We start from the raw sequence: 22,628 nt of genomic DNA on the forward strand, positions 1-22,628 counted from the left end.
GGGTCACCGGCGGTCTCCCGCGACACCTCCGGGGGATCCGCCGGGTCCCCCGGCTGGCTCACAATGGACGGGTGAACGACCTTCCCCCCGCAGATCAGGCCGATCCGCTCGCCGCCTTCGCCGCCCTGCGCACCCCCGAGGGCACGGCGCTCCTGGACGAGCTGCGTGACCACGACCCCGCCCGTGAACTGGCGACCGCGACCCGTCTGCGCCGTACGCACCCGGCCGCCCTGGTCTCGGCGGCGCTCGGCCAGGCGCGGCTGAGGCAGCGCGCGGTCGCCAAGTTCGGGGCGGCGGACGCGTACCGCATGTTCTTCACCCCGAACGGCGTGGAACAGGCGACCCGCACCTCGGTCGCCTCCTACCGCGCCGGGCGGTTCGCGGAGCTCGGCGTGCGGAGCGTGGCCGACCTGTGCTGCGGGATCGGCGGCGACGCGATCGCCCTGGCCCGGGCGGGCATCCGGGTCCTGGCCGTGGACCGGGACCCGCTCACCGCTCAGGTCGCCCGGGCCAACGCCGAGGCGCTCGGCCTCCAGGACCTCGTCGAGGTGCGGTGCGCCGACGTCACGGAGATCGACACGTCCCCGTACGACGCGGTCTTCGTCGACCCCGCCCGGCGCGGCGGACGCGGCCGGATCTTCGACCCCGAGGCCTACTCACCGCCCCTGTCCTGGGCGACGGAGGCCGCGCTCAGGGCCCCCCGCGCGGCGCTGAAGATCGCCCCCGGCGTCCCGCACGAGGCGATCGGACCGCAGGCCGAGGCCGAGTGGATCTCGGACGGCGGCGACGTGAAGGAGGCGGTGCTCTGGTTCGGCGAGGGCTTCGCACCGGGTGCCTACCGGGCCACGCTGCTGCCGTCGCGTGCGACGCTCGTCTCCGACGGACCTCTCCCCGCCCCGCCGGTGGGCCCCGTCGGTCGGTATCTGTACGAGCCGGACGGCGCCGTCATCCGTGCCCATCTGGTGGCGGACGTCGTCGAGCGGTGCGGCGGCAGGCTGGTCGACGAGACGATCGCCTACGTCACGAGCGACACGCCCTACGCGTCGGACGCCACGGCCGCGTACGAGATCACCGACCAGATGCCCTTCAACATGAAGAAGCTCAAAGCACTGCTGAGAGAGCGTCAGGTCGGTGTCCTGACCGTCAAGAAGCGCGGCTCGGCGGTCGAACCGGAGGAACTGCGCCGGAAGATGAAGCTCCAGGGGCCCCACTCGGCCACCGTCTTCCTGACCCGGGTGGCCGGGGCCCCGACGATGCTGATCGGGCAGCCGGTGAAGCTGCCCTGACCAGCAGTCCGCGCTGGCGGTCAGCCGCCCGCAGCGACGGGCTGTCCCGCCCTCGTCCCGGCCAGCACCCGCAGTACCCAGCGCCGGTGGGCGAACGCCTTGACGAAGCCGGTCAGCCCGGTCAGCCAGGCGAGGAATCCCAGCCCCATCAGCCAGGCCACCATGCCGTACGTCTCCTGGCCCGCACGGGCGGTCGCCGGCACGACGACGCAGCCGAAGAGCCCGGCCGCGCAGAGCGCGGACGACGTCAGCAGCCAGGCGACGTTCGCCCGCGGCATCCGCAGCGGCAGATCCCCCACGGGGTCGCTCTCCAGCGCCCCCCACTGCACGAGGAGCCGGTGGACCCGCACGTCCCGTGCCGCACCGACGGCCATGAAGGCGGCACCGGGGATCAGCACGGCCGCGCCGATGGCGAGGCTGATGACCCCGGGGATCGTGTCGAAGGGCCCCTGCGCCTCCTCGAACATGACGAACGCGGCGCCAGCGAGCGACCAGCCCAGCGCCGTGATGCCGGCCCACGTCCAGTGGAGACCGAGCCGGCCGGGGCCGACGAACATCCTGACCAGTTCGCCCAGGACGACCGCCCGGTCCCGCAGCAGCGCGTCACGGTCGGGCCAGGTGCGTATCTCCGCGGGCGGGGGCGGTGGCGGCAGGGGTGAACTACGTGGCATGGCCCAGACATTACCGAGCGGGCAACACACCCCGGCACCGACGTCCGCCGGTTGCCCGGCAGGTCAGGTCAGGTCGGGTCAGGCCAGTTCAGGCCACATGGGCGTCAGGTCAGGTCAGTGGGTACGACGTGCGGCCCGACGCGTCGTCGATCTCGTCGTGCGCCTTGGTGAGCAGCTTCATCGCGAGCTCGTTCAGCGCGCGGGCCCCGGCGATCTCCTCGCCCACCCGCGGCTGCTCCGCATCGGAGGGATGACGGCTGGCGTATCCGTGGGCCCGTACCTCGGTCCCGTCGCTGAGCCGAACGAGGGCCGCCGCGCGGGTGCGGTGGGAGTCCTCCTCGAATTCCAGCTCGATATGCCATCCGACGGTGGTCTCCATCATGACGGTCACCTCCCGGATTCCCTGTTTCCAGGGTGCGCCCCTTCCCCCGCCCGCGCACGGCGTGGCCGGGGGTTCAGGCGTCCCGCAGGGCCTGGACGTCGAGCTTCCGCATCCCCATCATGGCCTTCATCGCCCGTTCCGCACGGGCCCGGTCGGGGCCGCCGAGCAGCTCGGGCAGCTCGCGCGGGACGATCTGCCAGGACAGCCCGTACTTGTCCTTCAGCCATCCGCACTGGCTCTCCTCACCGTCCTCGGTGAACTTCGCCCACAGCCGGTCGACCTCCTCCTGGTCCGCGCAGTCCACGCTCAGCGAGACGGCCTCGTCGAAGGTGAACTGCGGGCCGCCGTTGAGGCCGAGGTACTCCTGGCCGGCGAGCACGAAGTCGACGGTCAGCACCGATCCGGCCGAATCGGTCCCCTCGGGCCAGCGGGTGACGTTCTCGATGCGGGAGTCACCACCGAAGACCGAGACGTAGAACTCGGCCGCTTCCTCCGCCTGGTTGTCGAACCACAGACAGGGCCTGATCTTCTGCATGGTCTGCTCCTTCGCTCGCAACGCCGTCGTTCGCGTGCAAGGTAGACCGGTTCCGGGCCGGAAACTCATCGGAACACCCGGGGCACGGCCCCCGTCAGCCACCCGCCGGACCGGGCGCTGTCAGCCGCCCGCCGGACCGGGCGCTGTCAGCCGCCCGCAGGACCGAGCGACTCGAAGCGCCACCGGTGCACCGGGCGGCTGATCAGCCCGGCCTCCGGCTCGGGCAGCTCCGGCAGCTCCCCGTCGTACGCCGCGTCCCACCAGGTCAGGACGAGCACCCGGTCCCCCGGGGCGCACAGCAGCTCGTCGCGCAGCGGCTGCCGGGCGAGCTCGGCCGTCCGCGCCCTGGCCCACTCCAGCAGCTCCGCGCCCCGGCCCTCCGCCGCACGGGCCTCCCACATCAGGGCGACGGTCATGAGTAGAGGTTGTCCTTGCTGATCTCGTGCACGTGGTCGTGGCCGTGACTGTGGCCGCCCGCACCCGGGACGTGGGTCTCGGTGACCGGGAGCGAGGAGTCCGCGGAGAGGTCCAGGTCGGACACGGGACGGTTGCGTGCCACCATCTCGGCGCCCAGCGCGGCGACCATGGCCCCGTTGTCCGTGCAGAGCCCCGGCCTGGGGACCCGCAGCCTGATCCCGGCCTTCTCGCACCGCTCCTGGGCGAGCGCCCTCAGCCGCGAGTTCGCCGCGACGCCTCCGCCGATCATCAGGTGGTCGACGCCCTCGTCCTTGCAGGCGCGGACGGCCTTACGGGTGAGGACGTCCACGACGGCCTCCTGGAAGGACGCCGCCACGTCCCGCACCGGGACCTCCTCACCGGCGGCGCGCTTCGCCTCGATCCAGCGCGCCACGGACGTCTTGAGGCCGGAGAACGAGAAGTCGTACGCGGGATCGCGCGAGCCGCTCAGTCCGCGCGGGAACGCGATCGCCTTCGGGTCGCCCTCCCGCGCCAGCCGGTCGATGACCGGCCCGCCGGGGAAGCCGAGGTCCAGGACCCGGGCGATCTTGTCGAAGGCCTCGCCCGCCGCGTCGTCGATGGTCGCGCCCAGCGGCCGCACGTCGTTGGTGATGTCCGGGGCCAGCAGCAGCGAGGAGTGCCCGCCGCTCACCAGCAGCGCCATCGTCGGCTCGGGGAGCGGCCCGTGCTCCAGCTGGTCGACGCAGATGTGCGAGGCGAGGTGGTTGACCCCGTAGAGCGGCTTGTTCAGGGCGTACGCGTACGCCTTGGCGGCCGAGACGCCGACGAGCAGCGCGCCGGCGAGCCCGGGGCCGGCGGTGACCGCGATGCCGTCGAGGTCACGGGCGCTGATCCCGGCGTCCTTCAGGGCGCGCTCGATGGTGGGGACCATCGCCTCCAGGTGGGCGCGGGAGGCGATCTCGGGGACGACACCCCCGAAGCGGGCGTGCGTGTCGACGCTGGAGGCGACGGCGTCGGCGAGGAGCGTCGTGCCGCGCACGATGCCGACGCCGGTCTCGTCGCAGGAGGTCTCGATACCGAGTACGAGCGGTTCGTCAGCCATCAGTCTGTCTCTGTTCCTTGTACGGTCAGGCGCATGACGAGTGCGTCGATGTTCCCCGGCTGGTAGTACCCCCGGCGGAAGCCGATGGGTTCGAAGCCGAAGCGTTCGTAGAGCTTCTGCGCGCGGGTGTTGTCGACACGGACCTCCAGGAGCACCGCGGTGCACTCGAAGGCGGTGGCGTGCCGGAGCAGATCGGTCAGGAGCTCGGAGCCCAGGCCGCCGCCCCACTGACCGCGGCTGACCGCGATCGTCTGGACGTCGGCGAGGTCACCGGCGGAGGCGAGGCCCGCGTAGCCGACGATCCGGCCGTCCGCGGGGTCCTCGGCCACGACGTAGCGGTGGGTCGCGCGCGGCCCACGGGCACGGGCCAGCTCGGACCAGAACATGCCCGCCGACCAGGCGTCGTCGGGGAACAGCTCGTGTTCCAGCTCCAGCACCGGCGCGATGTCCCACCAGCGCATCTCGCGGAGCACTGCGGTCGCGGTGGTCACTTGGGGGTGACCACCTTGTAGTTCTTGGGGACCTGGGCGTCCGGCCTGCGCAGGTAGAGCGGCTGCGGCGGGAGCAGCGCGGCGCCGGCGGCCAGCCGCTCGGCGGCCAGGGCGGCGAGGGCTCCGGCGGAGACGTGCTCCGGGCCGCGGGCCTCCGGGAAGGCCTCGGGGTAGAGCAGCGCGCCCGCGCCGGCGACGGGCAGTCCGGCGAGCCGGTCCGCGATGTCGGCGGGCCGGTCGACGGCGGGTTCGCCGTCCCGGCTGCGGAAGTCCCCGTACCGCGCCCAGTAGACCTCCTTGCGGCGTGCGTCCGTCGCGACGGCGAACGGGCCTTCGAGGCCCTCCTGTCCGGCGGCGTAGGCGAGGGCGTCGAGCGTGCACAGCCCGTGCACGGGCACGGAGAGCGCGGAGCCGAAGGTCGCCGCGGTGACCAGGCCGACACGCAGCCCGGTGTAGGGGCCGGGTCCGACCCCGACGACCACGTCGGTCACGGCGTCGAGTGTCACCCCGGCCTCGGTGAGGACCCGGTCGACGGCGGGGAGCAGCAGTTCCCCGTGCCTGCGGGCGTCGACCTGTCCGGTCTCGGCGACGACGGAGACGCCGTCGTGGAGGGCGACGGTGACGGCGGGGGTGGCGGTATCCATGGCGAGCAGCAGCACACAAACAGCCTACGGCTCCGCCGACTCGGCCACGGCAGCCCGTACGTCGTCCCGGCCTCCCCTTCCGCTGCTGGTACCGTCGCCGGGTATACGCGTGTACGACGTAAATGCTTGTACGACATGCGACGGACGGCATGTGAAAGGGGACCTCACGGTGGCAAGGGGCAGCTCGGGAATGGTGGCCGGGCTCACCGCCGCGGCGGTGGCCGCGGTCTGTTTCCTCGCCTACCAGGCGTCGGCGAACGCGCCCGACTCGGTCGCCGTCCCGTCGGCCGGGGCTTCGCGGCCGACGACCGCTGCCCCCTCCAAGAAGCCTGCGGCCCCCGAGGCGCCCCTCGCCGTCCCGGAGGACTCCGACACCGGGGCCCGCGTGGTGTACGCGCTGAAGGACCGCCGCGTGTGGATCGTGGACGACAAGGAGAAGGCGGTCCGGACGTTCACCGTGATGCCCAGCTCCGTGAGCCCGCTGCCCGGTGTGTACCGGGTGACGTCGCGCTCCGGCAGCATCAAGGGCTCCGACGGTGTCCTGATCGAGCACGTGGTGCGCTTCGCGGACGTCGGCGACGTCTCCGTGGGCTTCAGTGCCGCCCAGGACGGCTCGATGGAGACCCCCGACCCGACCAGGAAGACCGGCGGGGTGCGGATGAAGCGGGCCGACGGCGACGCCGTGTGGACCTTCGCCACGGTCGGCGTGAAGGTCGTCGTCGTCCCGTAGCGGCACCCTTCGGCACGCGTCGTCCCGACAGGGCACCCCCCCTCGGCGCGCGGCGTCCCGTACGGCGCACCCTCGGAGTCGCGTCGCCCTTGTGGCGCACCCCTCGGCACGTCCCCGTGGCGCGCTCCTCGGCGCAGCCGCTCCGGGGAGGTCAGGCCGCGTCGCGCTCCGCGGCGGGCGGCACGTCCTGCGCGGCGTCCTCGTCCGCCTGCGCGTCGCGGGGCGGGGTCGACACCGCCGTCGCGGCGGCGCAGGAGGCCAGCAGATCCCTCATCGACACCGCGGACACCGCCGGTGTCTCCGCCGGTGACGCCTGCGACGGCTGCGGGTGCACTTCACGCTCGGGTGCCGGCATGGATGCCTCCTCGGGCTTCGGTGAGAGGCGTGGTTAGGTAGACCTAACCATGTCCCTGTGTCCCATGTGACCACGGCGGACCGCCCCGGCGCAACATTTTACCGACGCCTTGTCGGAAAAGGTGGGTGAACGAGGGTACGGAGACCTCGCGGAGCCCCGGTACGGAGGGCGCCGCACCCGTCCGCCGGCGTCCGCCCTCAGAGCGCCGCCAGCTCCCCGCCCAGCTCTGCCCAGCGCGCCCCGATCCCCACCAGGGTCACCGTGCGGCGTTCGTCGTCCGTGTCGCCGACGGCGCGGTCGATCACCACGCGCAGCCGGTCCTCGGACAGTTCCTCGACCTTGCCGTCGCCCCACTCCACGACGATCACCGAATCCGGCAGGGACACGTCCAGGTCGAGGTCCTCCATCTCGTCGAGGCCACCGCCCAGGCGGTACGCGTCGACGTGGACCAGGGCGGGGCCGTCGCCCAGCGGCGGATGGACCCGGGCGATCACGAAGGTCGGCGAGGTGACGGCACCCCGCACCCCGAGGCCTTCACCGAGACCGCGGGTCAGGGTGGTCTTGCCCGCGCCGAGCTCACCGGTGAGCATGACCAGGTCGCCGGGGGCCAGCACACCGGCGATCCGGCGGCCCAGCTCCTTCATTTCTTCGGGGGACTCTACGGCGACGTCCAGGGTGACGGCGCCCGGTGTGACGGGACCGGCCACCGGGCCGTTGTGCGCTGCTTCCATGCCGACCAACGTTAGAGGATCAGCGCGCCTCGGCCGGAACGGCGCCGATCCGCACCAGCAGGTCCGCGAGCCGGTCGGTGACGGTCTCCGGGTGCTCCAGCATCACCAGGTGCCCGGCATCCGGCACGATGACCAGCTCGGCGTCCGGAAGCTCGTCCGCGATGGCCTCGCTGTGCGAGCTGGGTGTCACGAGGTCCTTGTCCCCGGCCAGGATGAGCACCGGGATGTCGCGGAAGGCGGGCAGGGCGCCGCTCTTGTCGTGCTCGGTGAACGCCGGGTAGAACTCGGCGACCACATCGATCGGGGTCGACTCGATGAGCCGCTCGGCGAACCGCGCGACCGCGGGGTCCACGTCCCGCGAACCGAACGAGTACCGCTTGATCAGCCCCGCGAACAGGTCCGCCGTCGCCCGCCGCCCGCGCTCCACCAGCTCCGCCTGCGAGCCGAGCGCCTTCAGCACCCCGGGCAGCACCCGGCGCACCGCGTTCACGCCCGCCACCGGGAGCCCGAAGTTCACCTCGCCGAGCTTGCCGCTCGACGTGCCGACGAACGCGACGGCGGCCACCCGGTCGCGGATCAGCTCCGGATACCGGTCGGCGAGCGCCATCATCGTCATCCCGCCCATGGAGTGCCCCACGAGCACCAGCGGGCCCTCGGGCGCAGCCGCGTCGAGGACCGCCTTGAGATCGCGGCCGAGCTGGTCGATGCCGACCGGCACCCCCTCCGCCTGGGCCCTGCCCCGCTCGGACCGGCCGTGGCTGCGCTGGTCCCAGTGGACCGTGCGCACCAACCCGCGCAGGGCCGCCCGCTGGAAGTGCCAGGAGTCCTGGCCCAGGCAGTAGCCGTGGCTGAAGACGACGGTCAGAGGCGCGGGGTCCTTGCTGCCGAAGAGCCTGCGCCTGCGCCCTTTGGAGCCCGCGGGGGTGCTCGCCCCGGCGCCCCTGCCCGGACGGCTCGCCCCGCCGTCCGGCTCGATCTCGTCGACCTCGTAGTACAGCTCGGTGCCGTCGTCGGCGACCGCCCGGCCGGGCAGCCCCCGCAGGGACCCGTACGGGCCGGAGGCGTCCAGCGCGAGACGGGCCTTCTTGCGCATGCCGCGGCCCACGGTGAGCCGCTCGACGGCGACGCCCGCGGCCGCGCCCGCGGCGATGACGCCTATCGCCGCCCCGGCGAAGCCCGCCCGGCGCCAGCCGGCCGCCGCGACGGCCGCCGTCGCCACCACGTCCTCCGCGCTGGTCTCGCTCACGGTGCCGTGCTCCTTCGTCGTCGTTGTCGTCGTCGTCGGACCATGATCCTGGCCGGACCGGGCTCAGTCCCGGCCGGAGGCCCCGTGCAGATGGACGCGGGGGACGCGGGGGCCGATGCGCGTGACGATCTCGTACGCGATCGTGTCCGCCGCCCGGGCCCAGTCCTCCGCGCTCGGCTCACCCCGGTCACCCGGCCCGAAGAGCACCGCTTCCGCGCCCGCCTCCAGGGCGTCGCCCCCGAGGTCGACCACGAACTGGTCCATCGCGACCCGGCCCGCGACCGTGCGGACGGCCCCGCCCACCAGGACCGGTCCCCGGCCCGAGGCGTGGCGCGGGATGCCGTCCGCGTAGCCGACCGGCACCAGGGCCAGCGTCGTCTCGGCGGACGTCGTGTAGTGGTGCCCGTAGCTGATGCCGTGGCCCGGCGGCACCTGCTTGACCAGGGCGACGGACGCCGCGAGCGTCATCACGGGGCGCAGCCCGAAGTCGGCCGCGGTGCCCAGTTCGGGGCTGGGCGAGATGCCGTACATCGCGATCCCGGTGCGCACCAGGTCGAAGTGGGACTCGGGCACCGTGAGCGTCGCCGGGGAGTTGGCGATGTGCCGCACCTCGGGCCGGACGCCTTCCTTCTCGGCGTACGCCACCATGTCCCGGAAGACGTCCAGCTGGGCCGCGATCGACGGATGGCCGGGCTCGTCGGCACAGGCGAAGTGCGACCAGAGCCCGGTGACCCGCAGGATCCCCGCCTCCTCGGCGGCGCGCGCGGCGGTGACCAGCTCGGGCCAGTCCGCGGGCTGGCAGCCGTTGCGGCCGAGGCCCGTGTCGGCCTTGAGCTGGACCCGGGCCGGGCGTCCGGCCTCCGTCGCCGCGGCGACGACCTCGCCGAGGGCCCACATCCCGCTGACCGAGACGTCGATGTCCGCCTCGACCGCCTCGCGCCAGGGCCCTCCGGGGGTCCACAGCCAGCACATCACCCGTCCGCCGATACCGGCGGCCCGCAGCGCGAGCGCCTCCTGCGGCGTGGCGGTGCCCAGCCAGGTCGCGCCGGCCTCGCGTGCCGCCCTGGCGCAGGGCACCGCTCCGTGCCCGTACGCGTCGGACTTCACCACGGCCATGAGCTGCGCCCCGGACGCCCGCGCACGCAGGGCGCGCACGTTGGCGCGCAGCGCGTCGAGGTCGATCTCGGCACGGGCTCTCAGGGTCGCTGTCTCGTTCATCGCGCCCAGTCTCTCAGAGCCGTACGCCTGTGCCCTCGACCTCCTGTGCCCGGTGAGGCGGTCAGCGGTGGTCGAGGGCCTGCTCCAGGTGCGCGACGAGGACCGGGACATGGCTGGCCGGGACGTCCTTCACGGAGGTGACGAGGGTGACGGCGCCGCCCTTGCGCAGCAGCGCGAGCAGTCCCTCGACGGCCTCGGTGTGGGCGGGGTCGCGGAGCTCGGCGCGGTAGCGGTCCGCGAAGGCGTCGTACCGCTCGCCCGTGCGGTCCTCGTGGTACCAGGTGCGGAGCTCCTTCGACGGCGTCACGTCCTTGGCCCAGAGGTCGACCGCCGCGTGCTCCTTGGAGATCCCGCGCGGCCAGAGCCGGTCGACCAGGACGCGGGTGCCGTCGTCCTCCTCCGGCGGGTCGTACACCCTGCGTACGCGTATGCCGCTGCCGCTGGCCACGACCGATCACCGTCCGTTCCCGTCGCTCGGGGCCCGGTTCCTCCCGCGCCTTGCGTCCAGCCTGGATCAGGCCCGCACGTCCCGCCACGCCGCCGGCAGGGCGCCCGCCACGTCCTGCGCGGAGACCGGTGCCCCGTCGGACGCCCGGCGCGCCGCGAGGCCGTGCAGATAGGCGCCCGCCGACGCGGCGTCACGCGGTGCGAGACCCGCCGCCAGCAGCGAGCCCGTCAGCCCGGACAGCACGTCGCCGCTGCCCGCCGTGGCCAGCCAGGACGTGCCGGTCGGGTTGACCCGCACCGGCGTGTCCGCGGCGTCCGCCACGAGGGTCGTCGAGCCCTTCAGCAGCACGGTGGCGCGGTACCTCGCGGCGAGCTCCCGTACGGCGGCGAGCCGGCCCGCCTCGACCTCCTCGCGCGGTACGCCGAGCAGGGCGGCGGCCTCGCCCGCGTGGGGGGTGAGGACGGTCGGGGCGGTCCGGGAGCGTACGGCGCCCTCGTCCATCAGCCGCAGCCCGTCCGCGTCGACGAGCACCGGGACGTCCGCGCCCAGCACGTCGGCCACCGCACCGGCCGCCGCCGAGGAGTCGCCGAGCCCCGGCCCGACCACCCAGGCCTGCACCCGGCCGGCCCGCGACGGCGGTCCCGAGTGCACGAGGGTCTCCGGGAAGCGGGCGATCACCGCGTCGGCGCCGGGGCCCGCGTACCGGACGGCCCCCGCGCCGCCGTGCAGCGCACCGGCGACCGCGAGCACGGCCGCGCCCGGGTACCGCTCGGAGCCCGCTGCGATCCCGACGACCCCGCGGCGGTACTTGTCGCTCTCGGCGTCCGGCTCGGGCAGCAGGGCGGCGACGTCGGCGTACTGGAGGGCCTCCAGGTCCGGGCGCGCGGGCAGCTGCGCCGTCAGGCCGATGTCGACGAGCCGGAGCGCGCCCGCGTGCTCGGCGGCCGGGTCGATGAGCAGCCCCGGCTTGTACGTGCCGAAGGTGACGGTCGCGTCCGCCCGCACGGCCGCGCCGAGCACCTGCCCGGTGTCCGCCTCGACCCCGCTCGGCAGGTCCACCGCCAGGACGGGCGCGTGGCCGCGGGTCACCGCGCGCACCAGTTCCGCCGCCTCGGGCCGCAGGCCTCCGCGGCCCCCGATCCCGGTGATGCCGTCGACGACGAGGTCGACGGGGCCCAGCCCGTCGGGGGTGTCCAGGACCTGCCCGCCCGCCGCGAGCAGGGCCGCCAGCCCGGCCCGGTGGACCGTGTCCGGTGAGGTCAGCAGGGCCCGTACGCCTGTTCCTCGCCTGGCCAGCCGGGCTCCCGCGTGGAGCGTGTCCCCGCCGTTGTCGCCGCTGCCGACGAGGAGGAGCACCCGGGAGCCGTACACCCGTCCGTTGCGCCGGAGCAGATCACCGCAGGCCACCGCGAGGCCGGCCGCGGCACGCTGCATCAGCGCCCCGTCCGGCAGCCGTTCCATGAGGGCCTTCTCGGCGGCCCGTACGGTCTCGACGCTGTAGGCATGTCGCATGCCTCAACCCTCCGCGATCACCACGGCCGACGCCACCCCCGCGTCGTGGCTGAGCGACACGTGCCAGCTGCGTACGCCGAGCTCCGCCGCCCTCGCGGCGACGGTGCCGCGGACCTCCAGCCGGGGCCTGCCGCTCTCCTCGACGCAGACCTCGGCGTCGGTCCAGAGCAGTCCGCCCGGTGCGCCGAGCGCCTTGGCCAGGGCCTCCTTGGCGGCGAAGCGGGCCGCCAGCGACGCGATTCCGCGTCGCTCCCCGCCCGGCAGCAGCACCTCACGCTCCAGGAAGAGCCGATCGGCCAGCTGGGGCGTGCGCTCCAGCGCGGCGCCGAAGCGTTCGATCTCCGCCACGTCGATCCCGACCCCAATGATCACGCTTCACTCACTCACTCACTCGACTGTCACGGACTTCGCCAGATTGCGCGGCTGGTCCACCTCGTTGCCCCGGGCGGTCGCCAGCTCGCAGGCGAAGACCTGCAACGGCACCGTGGCGACCAGCGGTTGGAGCAGCGTAGGCGTGACCGGGATCCTGATGAGGTGGTCCGCGTACGGGACGACCTCCTCGTCACCCTCCTCCGCGATGACGACGGTACGGGCTCCGCGGGCCCTGATCTCCTGGATGTTCGACACGATCTTGTCGTGCAGCACCGAACGGCCGCGCGGGGACGGCACGATCACCACGACGGGCAGGCCCTCCTCGATGAGCGCGATCGGCCCGTGCTTGAGCTCCCCCGCGGCGAAGCCCTCGGCGTGCATGTACGCGAGCTCCTTGAGCTTCAGCGCACCCTCCATGGCCACCGGGTAGCCCACGTGCCGCCCCACGAAGAGCACCGTGTCGTGGCCGGAGAGCGAGCGGGCCAGCTCGCGCACCGGCTCCATCGTGCCCAGCACGCGTTCGACCGCGCCGGACATCTCGGAGAGCTGGCGCACGACGGTGCGGATCTCGTCGCCCCACTTGGTACCCCGCACCTGCCCCAGGTACAGCGCGACGAGGTAGCAGGCGACGAGCTGCGTCAGGAACGCCTTGGTGGAGGCGACGGCGACCTCCGGCCCCGCGTGCGTGTAGAGGACGGCGTCGGACTCCCTCGGGATGGTCGAACCGTTCGTGTTGCAGATGGCGAGGACCTTCGCCCCCTGCTCGCGGGCGTGCCGGACAGCCATCAGCGTGTCCATCGTCTCGCCCGACTGCGAGATGGCGACGACGAGGGTGCGCTGGTCCAGGATCGGATCGCGGTAGCGGAACTCGCTGGCGAGCTCGGTCTCGCAGGGCAGCCTGGTCCAGTGCTCGATGGCGTACTTGGCGATCATCCCGGCGTGGAAGGCGGTCCCGCAGGCCACGACGACGACCTTGGTCACCTCCCGGAGCACGCTCGGCGGGATGCGCACCTCGTCGAGGTGGAGCGTGCCCGAACCGTCGACACGGCCGAGCAGCGTGTCGGCGACGGCCTTGGGCTGGTCGGCGATCTCCTTCAGCATGAAGGACGCGTAGCCGCCCTTCTCCGCGGCCGACGCGTCCCAGTCCACGTGGTACGCGCGTACGTCGGCGGGCCGTCCGTCGAAGCCGGTGACCGTCGCCCCGTCCCGCCGCAGCTCGACCACCTGGTCCTGGCCCAGCTCGATCGCGTCCCTGGTGTGCGCGATGAACGCGGCCACGTCGGAGGCGAGGAACATCTCCCCCTCCCCCACCCCGACGACGAGCGGTGAGTTCCGCCGGGCCCCCACCACCACGTCCGGCTCGTCGGCGTGGACGGCGACCAGGGTGAACGCGCCCTCCAGCTGCCGGCACACCTGCCGCATGGCCTCCGCCGGGTCACCGCAGGACGAGTACGCCTCGGCCAGCAGATGGGCCACCACCTCGGTGTCGGTCTCGGAGGCCAGATCGTGCCCCCGGCCCGCCAACTCCTCGCGCAGCGCCGCGAAGTTCTCGATGATCCCGTTGTGCACCACGGCGACCCGGCCCGCGTTGTCCAGGTGCGGGTGCGCGTTGGCGTCGGTGGGCCCGCCGTGCGTGGCCCAACGGGTGTGCCCGATCCCGGTGTTCCCGGCCGGCAGCGGCCGGTCCTTGAGCTCCTTCTCCAGGTTGAGGAGCTTCCCCGCCTTCTTCGCGGAGGCCAGCCCCCCGTCCGCGAGGACAGCGACCCCGGCGGAGTCGTACCCCCTGTACTCCAGCCGCTTCAGCCCCGCGACCACGACATCCTGCGCCGACTGCGTCCCGACGTAACCCACGATTCCGCACATATCGCCACCTTAAGGCCGGTGTCCTCGGCCGGGGCGGCGCCGAAGCGCCCGCCACTGCGCCAAACGTGTCTGTCACCCTGTCGGTCCGGACCTCCGGCCCGCCCCCGTGAACCTTTTCGGCCGCCGCGGGCAACAGCGGGAGGAACCGGTGCGCTCCGGGGAGGGACGGCCCTACGCTCCGGGGTCATGACGACCTCTGGGTGTTACGCGTGCGACAGGGAAGCGCGGTTCGGGGATCTGCCGCCCCGGGAGTGCGTCGCCTCCGACGAGCACTGGCGGGTGGCCCACTCCTTCACCACCTCCGTACCGGGCTGGCTCGTGCTGCTGCCCCGCCGCCACGTCACGGCGGTGCACGACCTCACCGACGCGGAGGCCGCCACGCTGGGAGCGTGGCAGATCGGCCTCTCCCGGGCGCTCCGGGGCGTGACCGGCTGCGAGAAGACGTACGTCGTCCAGTTCGCCGAGGCGGAAGGCTTCGCCCATGTGCACTTCCACATCGTGCCGCGCCCGGCGGACCTGGCGCCGGAACACCGCGGCCCGGGGGTCTTCGGACTGCTCCGGGCCCCGGAGCACGAGCGCGTGACGGCCGCTCAGGCCGACCGGACGGCGCTGTCGCTCCGCGCCCGCCTCCGCGGGCGTCCGGCCGGCGGGTGATGTCCACGGCGGCCGGAGCTGCCGGCGCCACTCCCCCGAGGCGGGCCGCCGACCGGCCGGCGGCGGCCGAGGCCCTCCGACCGGATGGCGCAGCCGTTCCACAGGGACCGGGATCCGTTCCCGCCGGGCAGCACGACGGGGGCCGCCCCGGTGGGGGGATCCGGCCCCGGAGTCCCCGGGGGACGGGCGTGAGGCCCCGCCGGCCGCGCGCGGGCCACCGGTCGCTCCCCCACGTGACCGACCCCACCCCCCACTCCGTTGAAACTCCCGCAACAATGAGTACGTGATCACTTCGCCCGCACGGAGCACCCGCCGCACCGAGCACGCGCCGACGCCCTACGTCGACCTGACCCGGGCCGAGTGGAGCGCCCTGCGTGACAAGACCCCCCTGCCGCTGACCGCCGAGGAGGTCGAGAAGCTGAGAGGGCTCGGCGACGTCATCGACCTCGACGAGGTCCGGGACGTCTATCTGCCGCTCTCGCGGCTGCTCAACCTCTACGTGCAGGCCACGTCCGGTCTGCGCGGCGCGCTGAACACCTTCCTGGGCGACGCGGGCAACGGGCACGGCGAGCAGCGCGGCACCCCGTTCGTCATAGGGGTCGCGGGCAGTGTCGCCGTCGGCAAGTCCACCAGCGCCCGCATCCTCCAGGCGCTGCTGGCGCGCTGGCCCGAGCACCCCCGGGTCGAGCTCGTGACGACCGACGGGTTCCTGCTGCCGATGAAGGAGCTGGAGGCGCGCGGCCTGATGTCGCGCAAGGGGTTTCCCGAGTCGTACGACCGGCGGGCGCTGACCCGGTTCGTCGCCGACATCAAGGCCGGCAAGGACGAGGTGACGGCCCCGGTCTACTCCCACCTGATCTACGACATCGTGCCAGGCGAGAGGCTGACCGTACGGCGCCCCGACATCCTCATCGTCGAAGGGCTGAACGTGCTGCAGCCGGCCCTGCCCGGCAAGGACGGCCGGACCAGGGTGGGGCTCGCGGACTACTTCGACTTCAGCGTGTACGTCGACGCGCGCGCCGAGGACATCGAGAACTGGTACCTCCACCGCTTCCGCAGGCTGCGCGAGACGGCCTTCCAGAACCCGTTCTCGTACTTCCGGAAGTACACCCAGGTCTCCGAGGCGGAGGCGCTGGACTACGCGCGCACCATGTGGCGGACGATCAACAAGCCCAATCTCCTGGAGAACGTGGCGCCGACGCGCGGCCGTGCCACCCTGGTGCTGCGCAAGGGGCCGGACCACAAGGTCCAGCGCCTTTCGTTGCGCAAGCTCTGATCCCGGAAAGGGTGCACCGTGCTGCATCTGCGCCTCATCGTGCCGTCCGACCGCACCGATGAGGTGGTCGAGCTGATCGAGCGGACCGTGGGGACCGCCCATCTCGCGGTGCTCGAAGGCGCCGCCCGGAGCCCGGCGGGCGACGTCGTCCTGTGCGACGTGGCACGTGAGGCGGGCGACGAGCTCATCGGCGGTCTGCGGAAGCTGGGGATCGACGACTGCGGCTCGATCACCGTCGAGGACATAGATCTCACCCTCTCCAAGCGCGCCGACGAGGCGGAACGGGCGGCGCCGGGCGAGGGGGCGGACGCGGTGCTCTGGGAGGAGCTGACCGAGGTCACGCACGAGGAGTCGACCTTCAGCGTCACCTATGTGGCCTTCCTCGCCATCGCGACGATGCTCGCCGCGTGCGGCGTGATGCTGGACAACGCGGTCCTGATCGTGGGCGCGATGGCGGTGGGCCCGGAGTTCGGCCCTCTGGCGGGGATCTCGACGGCGCTGGTGCAGCGGGCGCCGAGGCTGGTGGGGCGGTCGCTGTGGGCGCTGATCGGCGGATTCGTGGTGGCCATGGCCCTCACGGCGGGCTTCGCCTGGCTCATGGACGTGCTCGGGCTGTTCACCGCGGACATGGTCGAGGCCGACCGGCCGAACACCGGCTTCATCTGGCACCCGGACTGGATGTCCTTCGTCGTGGCGGTCCTGGCGGGCATCGCCGGGACGCTCTCGCTGACCTCGGCCAAGTCGGGGGCGCTGATCGGCGTGGCGATCTCGGTGACCACGGTTCCGGCGGCGGCCAACGCCGCGGTCGCGTTCAGCTACCAGGACCTCCCGCAGACCTGGGGATCCACGGGACAGCTGCTGGCCAACCTGGGAGGCATCGTCCTCGCCGGGACGGTGACGCTGCTGGTGCAGAGGATGCTGTGGGCCTGGCAGCGCCGGCGGGGGCCCGGCCGGCCGGCGGGCGCCGAGCAGTCACAGCGGCCCAGTCCGACCCCGCGCCGGGGCGGGTGACGGGCCGCCCGCGGTGACGCCCCACCCCGGCCCGGGCAGGTTCGCGGCGAGACGGATACCGGTGGAGCGCCTCACCGTGACGGGCGTGCGGCGCGTCCGGGGCAGCGACGGCGACACCGTCAGCGCGGGCCGGCACATCGCCGAACTCGACGACGCGGGTGGGCCCGTCCGCCTCGCGGCCGCCCCCGCCGACCTGACCCGCATCGTCCAGGAGCTGGAGGCAGCACGCAGGACGGCCCCGGCGGTGGAGCCGGGGCCGTCCGTCCGACCGCTGGTCCGTCAGCCGAGCGCGGACTTCACCACGTCGGCCAACTGCCCGGCCACGGCACGCGCCTGCTCCAGGTCGGCGGCCTCGACCATGACCCGTACGAGCGGCTCGGTGCCCGACTTCCGCAGGAGTACGCGCCCGGTGTCACCCAGGTCGTGCTCGGCCCGCGCCACCGCGGAGGCGATCTCGGGCGAGGTCTCCACGCGGGACTTGTCGACGTCCGGCACGTTGACGAGGACCTGCGGGAGGCGCTGCATCACACCCGCCAGGTCGGCGAGGGTACGTCCGGTGGCGGCGACCCGGGCCGCGAGCATCAGCCCCGTCAGCGTGCCGTCACCCGTGGTCGCGTGATCCAGGACGATGACGTGGCCGGACTGCTCGCCGCCCAGCGCGAAGCCCTCGGCCTTCATCGACTCCAGGACGTAGCGGTCACCGACGGCGGTCTCGACGAGGTGGATGCCCTCCCGCTCCATCGCCGTCTTGAAGCCGAGGTTCGACATGACGGTGCCGACGACGGTGTCCTTGCGCAGCTGGCCGGCCTCGCGCATGGCGAGGGCGAGCACGGCCAGGATCTGGTCGCCGTCGATCTCCTCGCCGGCCGCGTCCACGGCCAGGCAGCGGTCCGCGTCACCGTCGTGGGCGATGCCGAGGTCGGCGCGGTGCTCGACGACGGCGGCCCGCAGCAGCTCCAGGTGGGTGGAGCCGCACCCGTCGTTGATGTTCAGGCCGTCCGGTTCGGCACCGATGGTGACGACCTCGGCCCCGGCCCGGGCGAACGCCTCCGGCGAGACGCGGGCGGCGGCGCCGTGTGCCTCGTCGAGGACGACCTTCAGGCCGTCGAGCCGGTTCGGCAGGACGCCGATGAGGTGGGCGACGTAACGGTCGAAGCCCTCGGCGTAGTCGGTGACCCGGCCGACTCCGGCGCCGGTCGGGCGCGCCCAGGGCTCGCCGGTGCGGTGCTGGTCGTAGACCGTCTCGATGCGGTCCTCCAGCTCGTCGGCGAGCTTGTGGCCGCCGCGCGCGAAGAACTTGATGCCGTTGTCCGGCATGGCGTTGTGACTGGCCGAGAGCATGACACCGATGTCGGCGCCGAGCGAGCCGGTGAGGTAGGCGACGGCCGGCGTGGGCAGCACCCCGACACGCAGGACGTCCACACCGGCGCTGGCCAGGCCCGCCACGACGGCGGCCTCCAGGAACTCTCCGGACGCCCGTGGGTCACGGCCCACCACGGCGGTCGGCCGGTGCCCCTCGAAGGTGCCCGCCTCGGCCAGTACGTGCGCCGCCGCGACCGAGAGCCCGAGCGCGAGCTCGGCCGTCAGGTCCGCGTTGGCGACACCGCGCACGCCGTCGGTGCCGAAGAGTCGTCCCACTGGTGTCCTCCGAAGGTGCTCCGAAAACCGCAAAACCAAAGTAATCAAATCAGGGCAAAGCGAGGCAAGGCACAACAAGGAAGGGCGCGCCCGAAGCTTCCAGCCCTATAAACGTGCAAACGTCTTAAGCCGTTATACGCCCGCGAGGGCTGATAAACGAACGCCCCAGCAGCACGGTGTGTGCCGCCGGGGCGAACGTGTAAAGCAGGCGAGATTTAGCGCTTGCTGTACTGCGGGGCCTTACGGGCCTTCTTGAGACCGGCCTTCTTGCGCTCGACCGCACGGTCGTCGCGGGAGAGGAAGCCGGCCTTCTTCAGCGTGGCGCGGTTGTTGTCCACGTCCGCCTCGTTCAGCGCGCGGGCCACGCCGAGGCGCAGGGCGCCGGCCTGACCGGAGACGCCGCCACCCGAGATGCGGGCGATGACGTCGTAGCGGCCGTCGAGCTCGAGCACCTTGAAGGGCTCGTTGACTTCCTGCTGGTGCACCTTGTTGGGGAAGTAGTCCTCAAGGGTGCGACCGTTGATCTTCCACTTGCCGGTGCCCGGGACGATCCGGACGCGGGCGATGGCGTTCTTGCGACGGCCAAGGCCGGCCGCGGGCTGCGGGTCGCCGAAGCGGCCTGCGAGCGACTCGGAGGTGTACTCACCCTCGACGGGGACCTCCGACTCGAAGGTGGTCACCTCGGCGAAGGTCTCTTCGCCCTCGGTGCCCTCGACGGGCGTCTCAACAGTGGTCTCGGCCACGATTCTCCTCAGATCTTTCTGTACGTCTTAGGGGGGAGGCCGGAACTACTGCGCGACCTGGGTGATCTCGAACGGGACCGGCTGCTGCGCAGCGTGCGGGTGCTGGTCGCCCGCGTAGACCTTGAGCTTCGAGATCATCTGACGACCCAGGGTGTTCTTGGGGATCATGCCCTTGATGGCCTTCTCGACAGCCTTCTCGGGGTTCTTCGCGAGGAGCTCGTCGTAACGCACCGAACGGAGACCGCCCGGGAAGCCCGAGTGGCGGTACGCCATCTTCTGGGTCTTCTTGTTGCCGGACAGGTGAACCTTGTCGGCGTTGATGATGATGACGAAGTCGCCCATGTCCATGTGGGGGGCGTAGATCGCCTTGTGCTTGCCTCGGAGGAGGTTCGCGGCCGTGGTGGCCAGACGGCCGAGGACGATGTCCTCAGCGTCGATGATGTGCCACTGGCGAGTGACATCGCCGGGCTTGGGGCTGTACGTACGCACTTCGTAGCCTTCGCTTCTTCAGTGGATGAGGTCCAGACACATGGCACCCCTGAAGCGATCATGCAGCTGGGGCTCACAGCGCCGGGGACACTGCCCGTATGCGAGCCACTGGTAACTGCTCCAGAGAACCTACGTACGGGCCCTTCGCGTGAGAACGCCGTGGCCCATACGTATAACAACCCCCGACAGTACCCGTCCCGCCCGGGACGGGTCAAAACGCGCCGCCCCTACCGCTTCCGCTCGACCCTGCGCTCGTCCCAGACCGGTTCCGCGGACTCCCGCACCACCCCGTCCGAGCCGAAGACCAGGTACCGGTCGAAGGACTTCGCGAACCAGCGGTCGTGCGTGACGGCCATCACCGTGCCGTCGTACACCTCCAGCCCGTCCTGGAGCGCCTCGGCCGACTCCAGGTCCAGGTTGTCCGTCGGCTCGTCCAGCAGCAGCGCTGTCGTGCCGGCCAGCTCCAGGAGCAGGATCTGGAACCGTGCCTGCTGCCCGCCCGACAGCCTCTCGAAGGCCTGGTCGCCCTGGCGCTCCAGCTCGTAGCGCCGCAGCACCCCCATCGCGCCGCCCCGGTCCTTGGCGTGCTCGGTCCAGAGGATCTCCACCAGCGTCTTGCCGAGCAGCTCCGGGTGGGCGTGCGTCTGGGCGAAGTGCCCCGGCACGACGCGTGCGCCGAGCTTCCACTCCCCGGTGTGCGCCACCGGCTCCCCCGCCAGCAGCCGCAGGAAGTGCGACTTCCCCGAGCCGTTGGAGCCGAGCACGGCGACCCGCTCCCCGTAGTAGATCTCCAGGTCGAACGGCTTCATCAGGCCGGTCAGCTCCAGGTTCGTGCAGGTCACCGCCCGCACCCCGGTCCGGCCGCCGCGCAGCCGCATCCTGATGTCCTGCTCGCGCGGCGGCTCCGGCGGCGGCCCCGCCTCCTCGAACTTCTTGAAGCGGGTCTGCATCGCGTGGTAGCGGTTGGCCATGTCGGGGCTGTTCGCCGCCTGCTGCCGCATCCGCAGGACCAGCGCCTTCAGCCGGGCGTGCTCCTCCTCCCAGCGCCGCAGGAGCTCCTCGAAGCGCGCGAACCGCTCCTTGCGGGCCTCGTGGTACGTACCGAATCCACCACCGTGCACCCAGACGTCCGAGCCCGCCGCGCTGGGCTCCACGCTCACGATCTTCTCGGCGGCCCGCGAGAGCAGCTCCCGGTCGTGGGAGACGAAGAGCACCGTCTTGCGGGTCTCCCTGAGCTTCTCCTCCAGCCACCGCTTGCCGGGGACGTCCAGGTAGTTGTCCGGCTCGTCGAGCAGCAGCACCTCGTCCGGGCCCCGGAGCAGCGCCTCCAGGACGAGCCGCTTCTGCTCGCCGCCGCTGAGCGTGCGCACCTCGCGCCACTGCGCCTTCTCGTACGGGACCCCGAGCGCGGCCGTGGTGCACATGTCCCAGAGCGTCTCGGCCTCGTACCCGCGCGCCTCGGCCCAGTCGCTCAGGGCCTGCGCGTACGCCATCTGCGCGGCCTCGTCGTCCACGGCGAGGATGCGCGCCTCCGCCGCGTCGACGGCCTCGGCCGCCTCCTTGATGCGGGGCTGCGCCACGGAGACCAGCAGGTCACGGACGGTGCGCTCGTCCCGTACGGAGCCCACGAACTGGGCCATCACGCCGAGCCCCCCGCTCACCGAGACCGAGCCGCCGTGCGGCTGGAGCTCCCCGGCGAGCAGCTTCAGGAGGGTCGTCTTGCCCGCCCCGTTCGCCCCGACGAGGGCGACCACCGCGCCGTCCGCCACCCGGAACGAGGCGTCGCCGAGCAGCACCCGTCCGTCCGGCAGGTAGTACTCCAGGTGGCCCGCTTCAAGATGTCCCATGCAGAGCATTGTCACGGCAGGACAACCCTTGGCCCAACCCGATTACGGTCGGTCTAGGATTCGCCGCATGAGCTTTGGGCAAGGGGGGCCCTCCTGGGGGCCGGGAGAGAGCCGGACTCCGGACTGGGCGGCACTGGCGGAGGCGTCCGCCACACGTGCCAGGCGCAGGAGGTGGCTGCTGATCGGCGGTGGCGCGGTGGCCACCGCCGCCGTGGCCGCGATCGTGGCCACCGCCGTCATCACGACGGGCGGAGGCGGCGGCTCCGGGTCGGACAAGAACGCCGGCGAGCTGCCCACCCCCGCCGACCTGCCCTCGGAGAGCTCCGCGCCGGGGCCCTCCTTCTCCTCGGTCGCCCCTCCGCCCCCGCCGGACCCGAAGGACTACATAGCCGACGAGAAGAAGGACAAGGGCCCGGTCACCGTCGACTCCTTCTTCCCCGGCCGGAAGCTGACCATGGGCGACCGCGTCTACGCCAAGGGCGCCACCGCCCGCACGGCGAACTGCGCCACGACGACCCAGGGCGCCCTCGGCGGCATCCTCGACGGCAACGGCTGCGACCAGGTCATCCGCGCCACGTACAGCAAGGGCGGCGTCGCGGTCACCATCGGCCTCGCCGTCTTCGGCACCGAGGCGGAAGCCCGGAAGGCCGCCCAGCAGGCGTCCGGCGGCCTGGCCTCGCTGAGCGGCTCGGGAGTCCCCACCTTCTGCCGCGGCGGATCCGTCTGCCGGCGTACCGCCAACTCCTACGGCCGCTACGCCTACTTCACGGTCGGCGGCTACACCAGCGGGAAGGACGTCACCACGGCGTCCAAGGACGTCTACGCGGTCGGTGACGACCTGACCGACTTCACCTTCCGGCAGATCCGCCACCGTGGCGAGGTCCAGGCCTCGGCCGCCGCAGGGGCCCCCGTCGCCTGACCGCCCCTCCCCCCACGCACCAGCCCCGTCCCTCCCCTCCACCGAGGA

The 22,628-nt window shown here is 72.6% G+C and carries 25 protein-coding genes and 1 pseudogene; 7 read left to right on the plus strand and 19 right to left on the minus strand.

Annotated elements, in window-relative coordinates; all coding sequences use genetic code 11:
* The first annotated feature begins 71 nt into the window (after window positions 1-71).
* Window positions 72-1,286 carry a methyltransferase domain-containing protein gene (locus tag ACFC51_RS04825; protein WP_376526991.1) on the plus strand — a complete coding sequence of 405 codons (1,215 nt, stop codon included), beginning with the start codon at window positions 72-74 and terminating at the stop codon, window positions 1,284-1,286.
* A 20-nt stretch (window positions 1,287-1,306) separates the two neighbouring features.
* Here the strand turns inward: ACFC51_RS04825 and ACFC51_RS04830 are convergent, their stop codons facing one another.
* The 7 genes from ACFC51_RS04830 to tsaB form a co-directional block, all read right to left on the minus strand.
* Window positions 1,307-1,957, minus strand: a complete 651-nt coding sequence (locus ACFC51_RS04830; protein ID WP_376526993.1) for a hypothetical protein — start codon at window positions 1,955-1,957, stop codon at window positions 1,307-1,309.
* 109 nt (window positions 1,958-2,066) lie between these two features.
* Complete coding sequence (locus ACFC51_RS04835) at window positions 2,067-2,339, minus strand: DUF1876 domain-containing protein (RefSeq protein ID WP_376377301.1); 273 nt, start codon at window positions 2,337-2,339, stop codon at window positions 2,067-2,069.
* Between the two features lie 73 nt (window positions 2,340-2,412).
* Window positions 2,413-2,874 carry a VOC family protein gene (locus ACFC51_RS04840; protein WP_376377299.1) on the minus strand — a complete coding sequence of 154 codons (462 nt, stop codon included), beginning with the start codon at window positions 2,872-2,874 and terminating at the stop codon, window positions 2,413-2,415.
* 146 nt (window positions 2,875-3,020) lie between these two features.
* A complete protein-coding gene (locus tag ACFC51_RS04845) occupies window positions 3,021-3,290 on the minus strand; it encodes a hypothetical protein (protein ID WP_376377297.1) in 270 nt (89 codons plus the stop codon).
* Window positions 3,287-4,393: a tRNA (adenosine(37)-N6)-threonylcarbamoyltransferase complex transferase subunit TsaD gene (gene tsaD, locus ACFC51_RS04850; protein WP_376377295.1), complete on the minus strand. Its 1,107-nt coding sequence runs from the start codon at window positions 4,391-4,393 to the stop codon at window positions 3,287-3,289. Before tsaD ends, ACFC51_RS04845 begins: the two co-directional genes overlap by 4 nt.
* A complete protein-coding gene (gene rimI, locus ACFC51_RS04855) occupies window positions 4,393-4,884 on the minus strand; it encodes a ribosomal protein S18-alanine N-acetyltransferase (RefSeq protein WP_033297630.1) in 492 nt (163 codons plus the stop codon). Before rimI ends, tsaD begins: the two co-directional genes overlap by 1 nt.
* The gene (gene tsaB / locus ACFC51_RS04860) at window positions 4,881-5,528 is read right to left on the minus strand and encodes a tRNA (adenosine(37)-N6)-threonylcarbamoyltransferase complex dimerization subunit type 1 TsaB (protein ID WP_376377291.1); all 648 of its coding nucleotides are present in this window, start codon (window positions 5,526-5,528) and stop codon (window positions 4,881-4,883) included. The genes rimI and tsaB overlap by 4 nt, the downstream gene beginning before the upstream one ends.
* Before the next feature lie 190 nt (window positions 5,529-5,718).
* On the opposite strand from tsaB, the gene ACFC51_RS04865 reads away from it, so the two are divergent.
* On the plus strand, window positions 5,719-6,258 hold the full coding sequence (locus ACFC51_RS04865; RefSeq protein ID WP_376377321.1) for a hypothetical protein: 540 nt from the start codon (window positions 5,719-5,721) through the stop codon (window positions 6,256-6,258).
* A 151-nt stretch (window positions 6,259-6,409) separates the two neighbouring features.
* Here the strand turns inward: ACFC51_RS04865 and ACFC51_RS04870 are convergent, their stop codons facing one another.
* The 8 genes from ACFC51_RS04870 to glmS form a co-directional block, all read right to left on the minus strand.
* Complete coding sequence (locus tag ACFC51_RS04870) at window positions 6,410-6,613, minus strand: hypothetical protein (RefSeq protein WP_376377289.1); 204 nt, start codon at window positions 6,611-6,613, stop codon at window positions 6,410-6,412.
* A gap of 197 nt (window positions 6,614-6,810) precedes the next feature.
* Window positions 6,811-7,344, minus strand: coding sequence for a tRNA (adenosine(37)-N6)-threonylcarbamoyltransferase complex ATPase subunit type 1 TsaE (gene tsaE, locus ACFC51_RS04875; protein WP_376377287.1), 534 nt, complete (start codon window positions 7,342-7,344; stop codon window positions 6,811-6,813).
* Window positions 7,345-7,363: 19 nt separating this feature from the next.
* The gene (locus ACFC51_RS04880; protein WP_376377285.1) at window positions 7,364-8,590 is read right to left on the minus strand and encodes an alpha/beta fold hydrolase; all 1,227 of its coding nucleotides are present in this window, start codon (window positions 8,588-8,590) and stop codon (window positions 7,364-7,366) included.
* 63 nt (window positions 8,591-8,653) lie between these two features.
* The gene (alr, locus tag ACFC51_RS04885) at window positions 8,654-9,808 is read right to left on the minus strand and encodes an alanine racemase (protein WP_376377283.1); all 1,155 of its coding nucleotides are present in this window, start codon (window positions 9,806-9,808) and stop codon (window positions 8,654-8,656) included.
* Between the two features lie 61 nt (window positions 9,809-9,869).
* Entirely contained in the window at window positions 9,870-10,256 is a 387-nt protein-coding gene (locus tag ACFC51_RS04890) for a DUF488 domain-containing protein (RefSeq protein ID WP_376377282.1), read from the minus strand.
* 66 nt (window positions 10,257-10,322) lie between these two features.
* Entirely contained in the window at window positions 10,323-11,768 is a 1,446-nt protein-coding gene (locus tag ACFC51_RS04895) for an NAD(P)H-hydrate dehydratase (protein WP_376526995.1), read from the minus strand.
* Window positions 11,769-11,771: 3 nt separating this feature from the next.
* Window positions 11,772-12,140 (minus strand): holo-ACP synthase, encoded by a 369-nt coding sequence (locus ACFC51_RS04900; RefSeq protein ID WP_376377278.1) that lies wholly within the window; start codon window positions 12,138-12,140, stop codon window positions 11,772-11,774.
* Window positions 12,141-12,155: 15 nt separating this feature from the next.
* Entirely contained in the window at window positions 12,156-14,003 is a 1,848-nt protein-coding gene (gene glmS / locus ACFC51_RS04905; RefSeq protein ID WP_376377276.1) for a glutamine--fructose-6-phosphate transaminase (isomerizing), read from the minus strand.
* Window positions 14,004-14,189: 186 nt separating this feature from the next.
* Between glmS and ACFC51_RS04910 the strand changes: the two genes are divergently transcribed.
* The 4 genes and pseudogenes from ACFC51_RS04910 to ACFC51_RS04925 form a co-directional block, all read left to right on the plus strand.
* Window positions 14,190-14,657 (plus strand): HIT family protein, encoded by a 468-nt coding sequence (locus ACFC51_RS04910; RefSeq protein ID WP_376377274.1) that lies wholly within the window; start codon window positions 14,190-14,192, stop codon window positions 14,655-14,657.
* 283 nt (window positions 14,658-14,940) lie between these two features.
* Window positions 14,941-15,933: a type I pantothenate kinase gene (gene coaA, locus ACFC51_RS04915; RefSeq protein ID WP_376377272.1), complete on the plus strand. Its 993-nt coding sequence runs from the start codon at window positions 14,941-14,943 to the stop codon at window positions 15,931-15,933.
* A gap of 18 nt (window positions 15,934-15,951) precedes the next feature.
* Window positions 15,952-16,944, plus strand: coding sequence for a DUF389 domain-containing protein (locus tag ACFC51_RS04920; RefSeq protein WP_376377270.1), 993 nt, complete (start codon window positions 15,952-15,954; stop codon window positions 16,942-16,944).
* A pseudogene (locus tag ACFC51_RS04925) lies at window positions 16,940-17,182 on the plus strand (PH domain-containing protein); the annotation flags it as partial. The gene ACFC51_RS04920 and the pseudogene ACFC51_RS04925, both read left to right, overlap by 5 nt.
* 41 nt (window positions 17,183-17,223) lie before the next feature.
* Here the strand turns inward: ACFC51_RS04925 and glmM are convergent.
* The 4 genes from glmM to ACFC51_RS04945 form a co-directional block, all read right to left on the minus strand.
* The gene (glmM, locus tag ACFC51_RS04930) at window positions 17,224-18,582 is read right to left on the minus strand and encodes a phosphoglucosamine mutase (protein ID WP_376377268.1); all 1,359 of its coding nucleotides are present in this window, start codon (window positions 18,580-18,582) and stop codon (window positions 17,224-17,226) included.
* 215 nt (window positions 18,583-18,797) lie between these two features.
* A complete protein-coding gene (gene rpsI / locus ACFC51_RS04935) occupies window positions 18,798-19,325 on the minus strand; it encodes a 30S ribosomal protein S9 (RefSeq protein WP_014154572.1) in 528 nt (175 codons plus the stop codon).
* Window positions 19,326-19,370: 45 nt separating this feature from the next.
* On the minus strand, window positions 19,371-19,814 hold the full coding sequence (gene rplM, locus ACFC51_RS04940; RefSeq protein ID WP_136328420.1) for a 50S ribosomal protein L13: 444 nt from the start codon (window positions 19,812-19,814) through the stop codon (window positions 19,371-19,373).
* A gap of 227 nt (window positions 19,815-20,041) precedes the next feature.
* Complete coding sequence (locus ACFC51_RS04945) at window positions 20,042-21,661, minus strand: ATP-binding cassette domain-containing protein (protein ID WP_376377265.1); 1,620 nt, start codon at window positions 21,659-21,661, stop codon at window positions 20,042-20,044.
* A 67-nt stretch (window positions 21,662-21,728) separates the two neighbouring features.
* Here ACFC51_RS04945 and ACFC51_RS04950 point away from each other — a divergent pair, with 67 nt between their 5' ends.
* Entirely contained in the window at window positions 21,729-22,580 is an 852-nt protein-coding gene (locus ACFC51_RS04950) for a hypothetical protein (RefSeq protein ID WP_376377263.1), read from the plus strand.
* Window positions 22,581-22,628: the final 48 nt, after the last annotated feature.

Origin of the sequence: Streptomyces sp. NPDC055962, from assembly GCF_042270185.1 — a bacterium.
Taxonomy (GTDB): domain Bacteria; phylum Actinomycetota; class Actinomycetes; order Streptomycetales; family Streptomycetaceae; genus Streptomyces.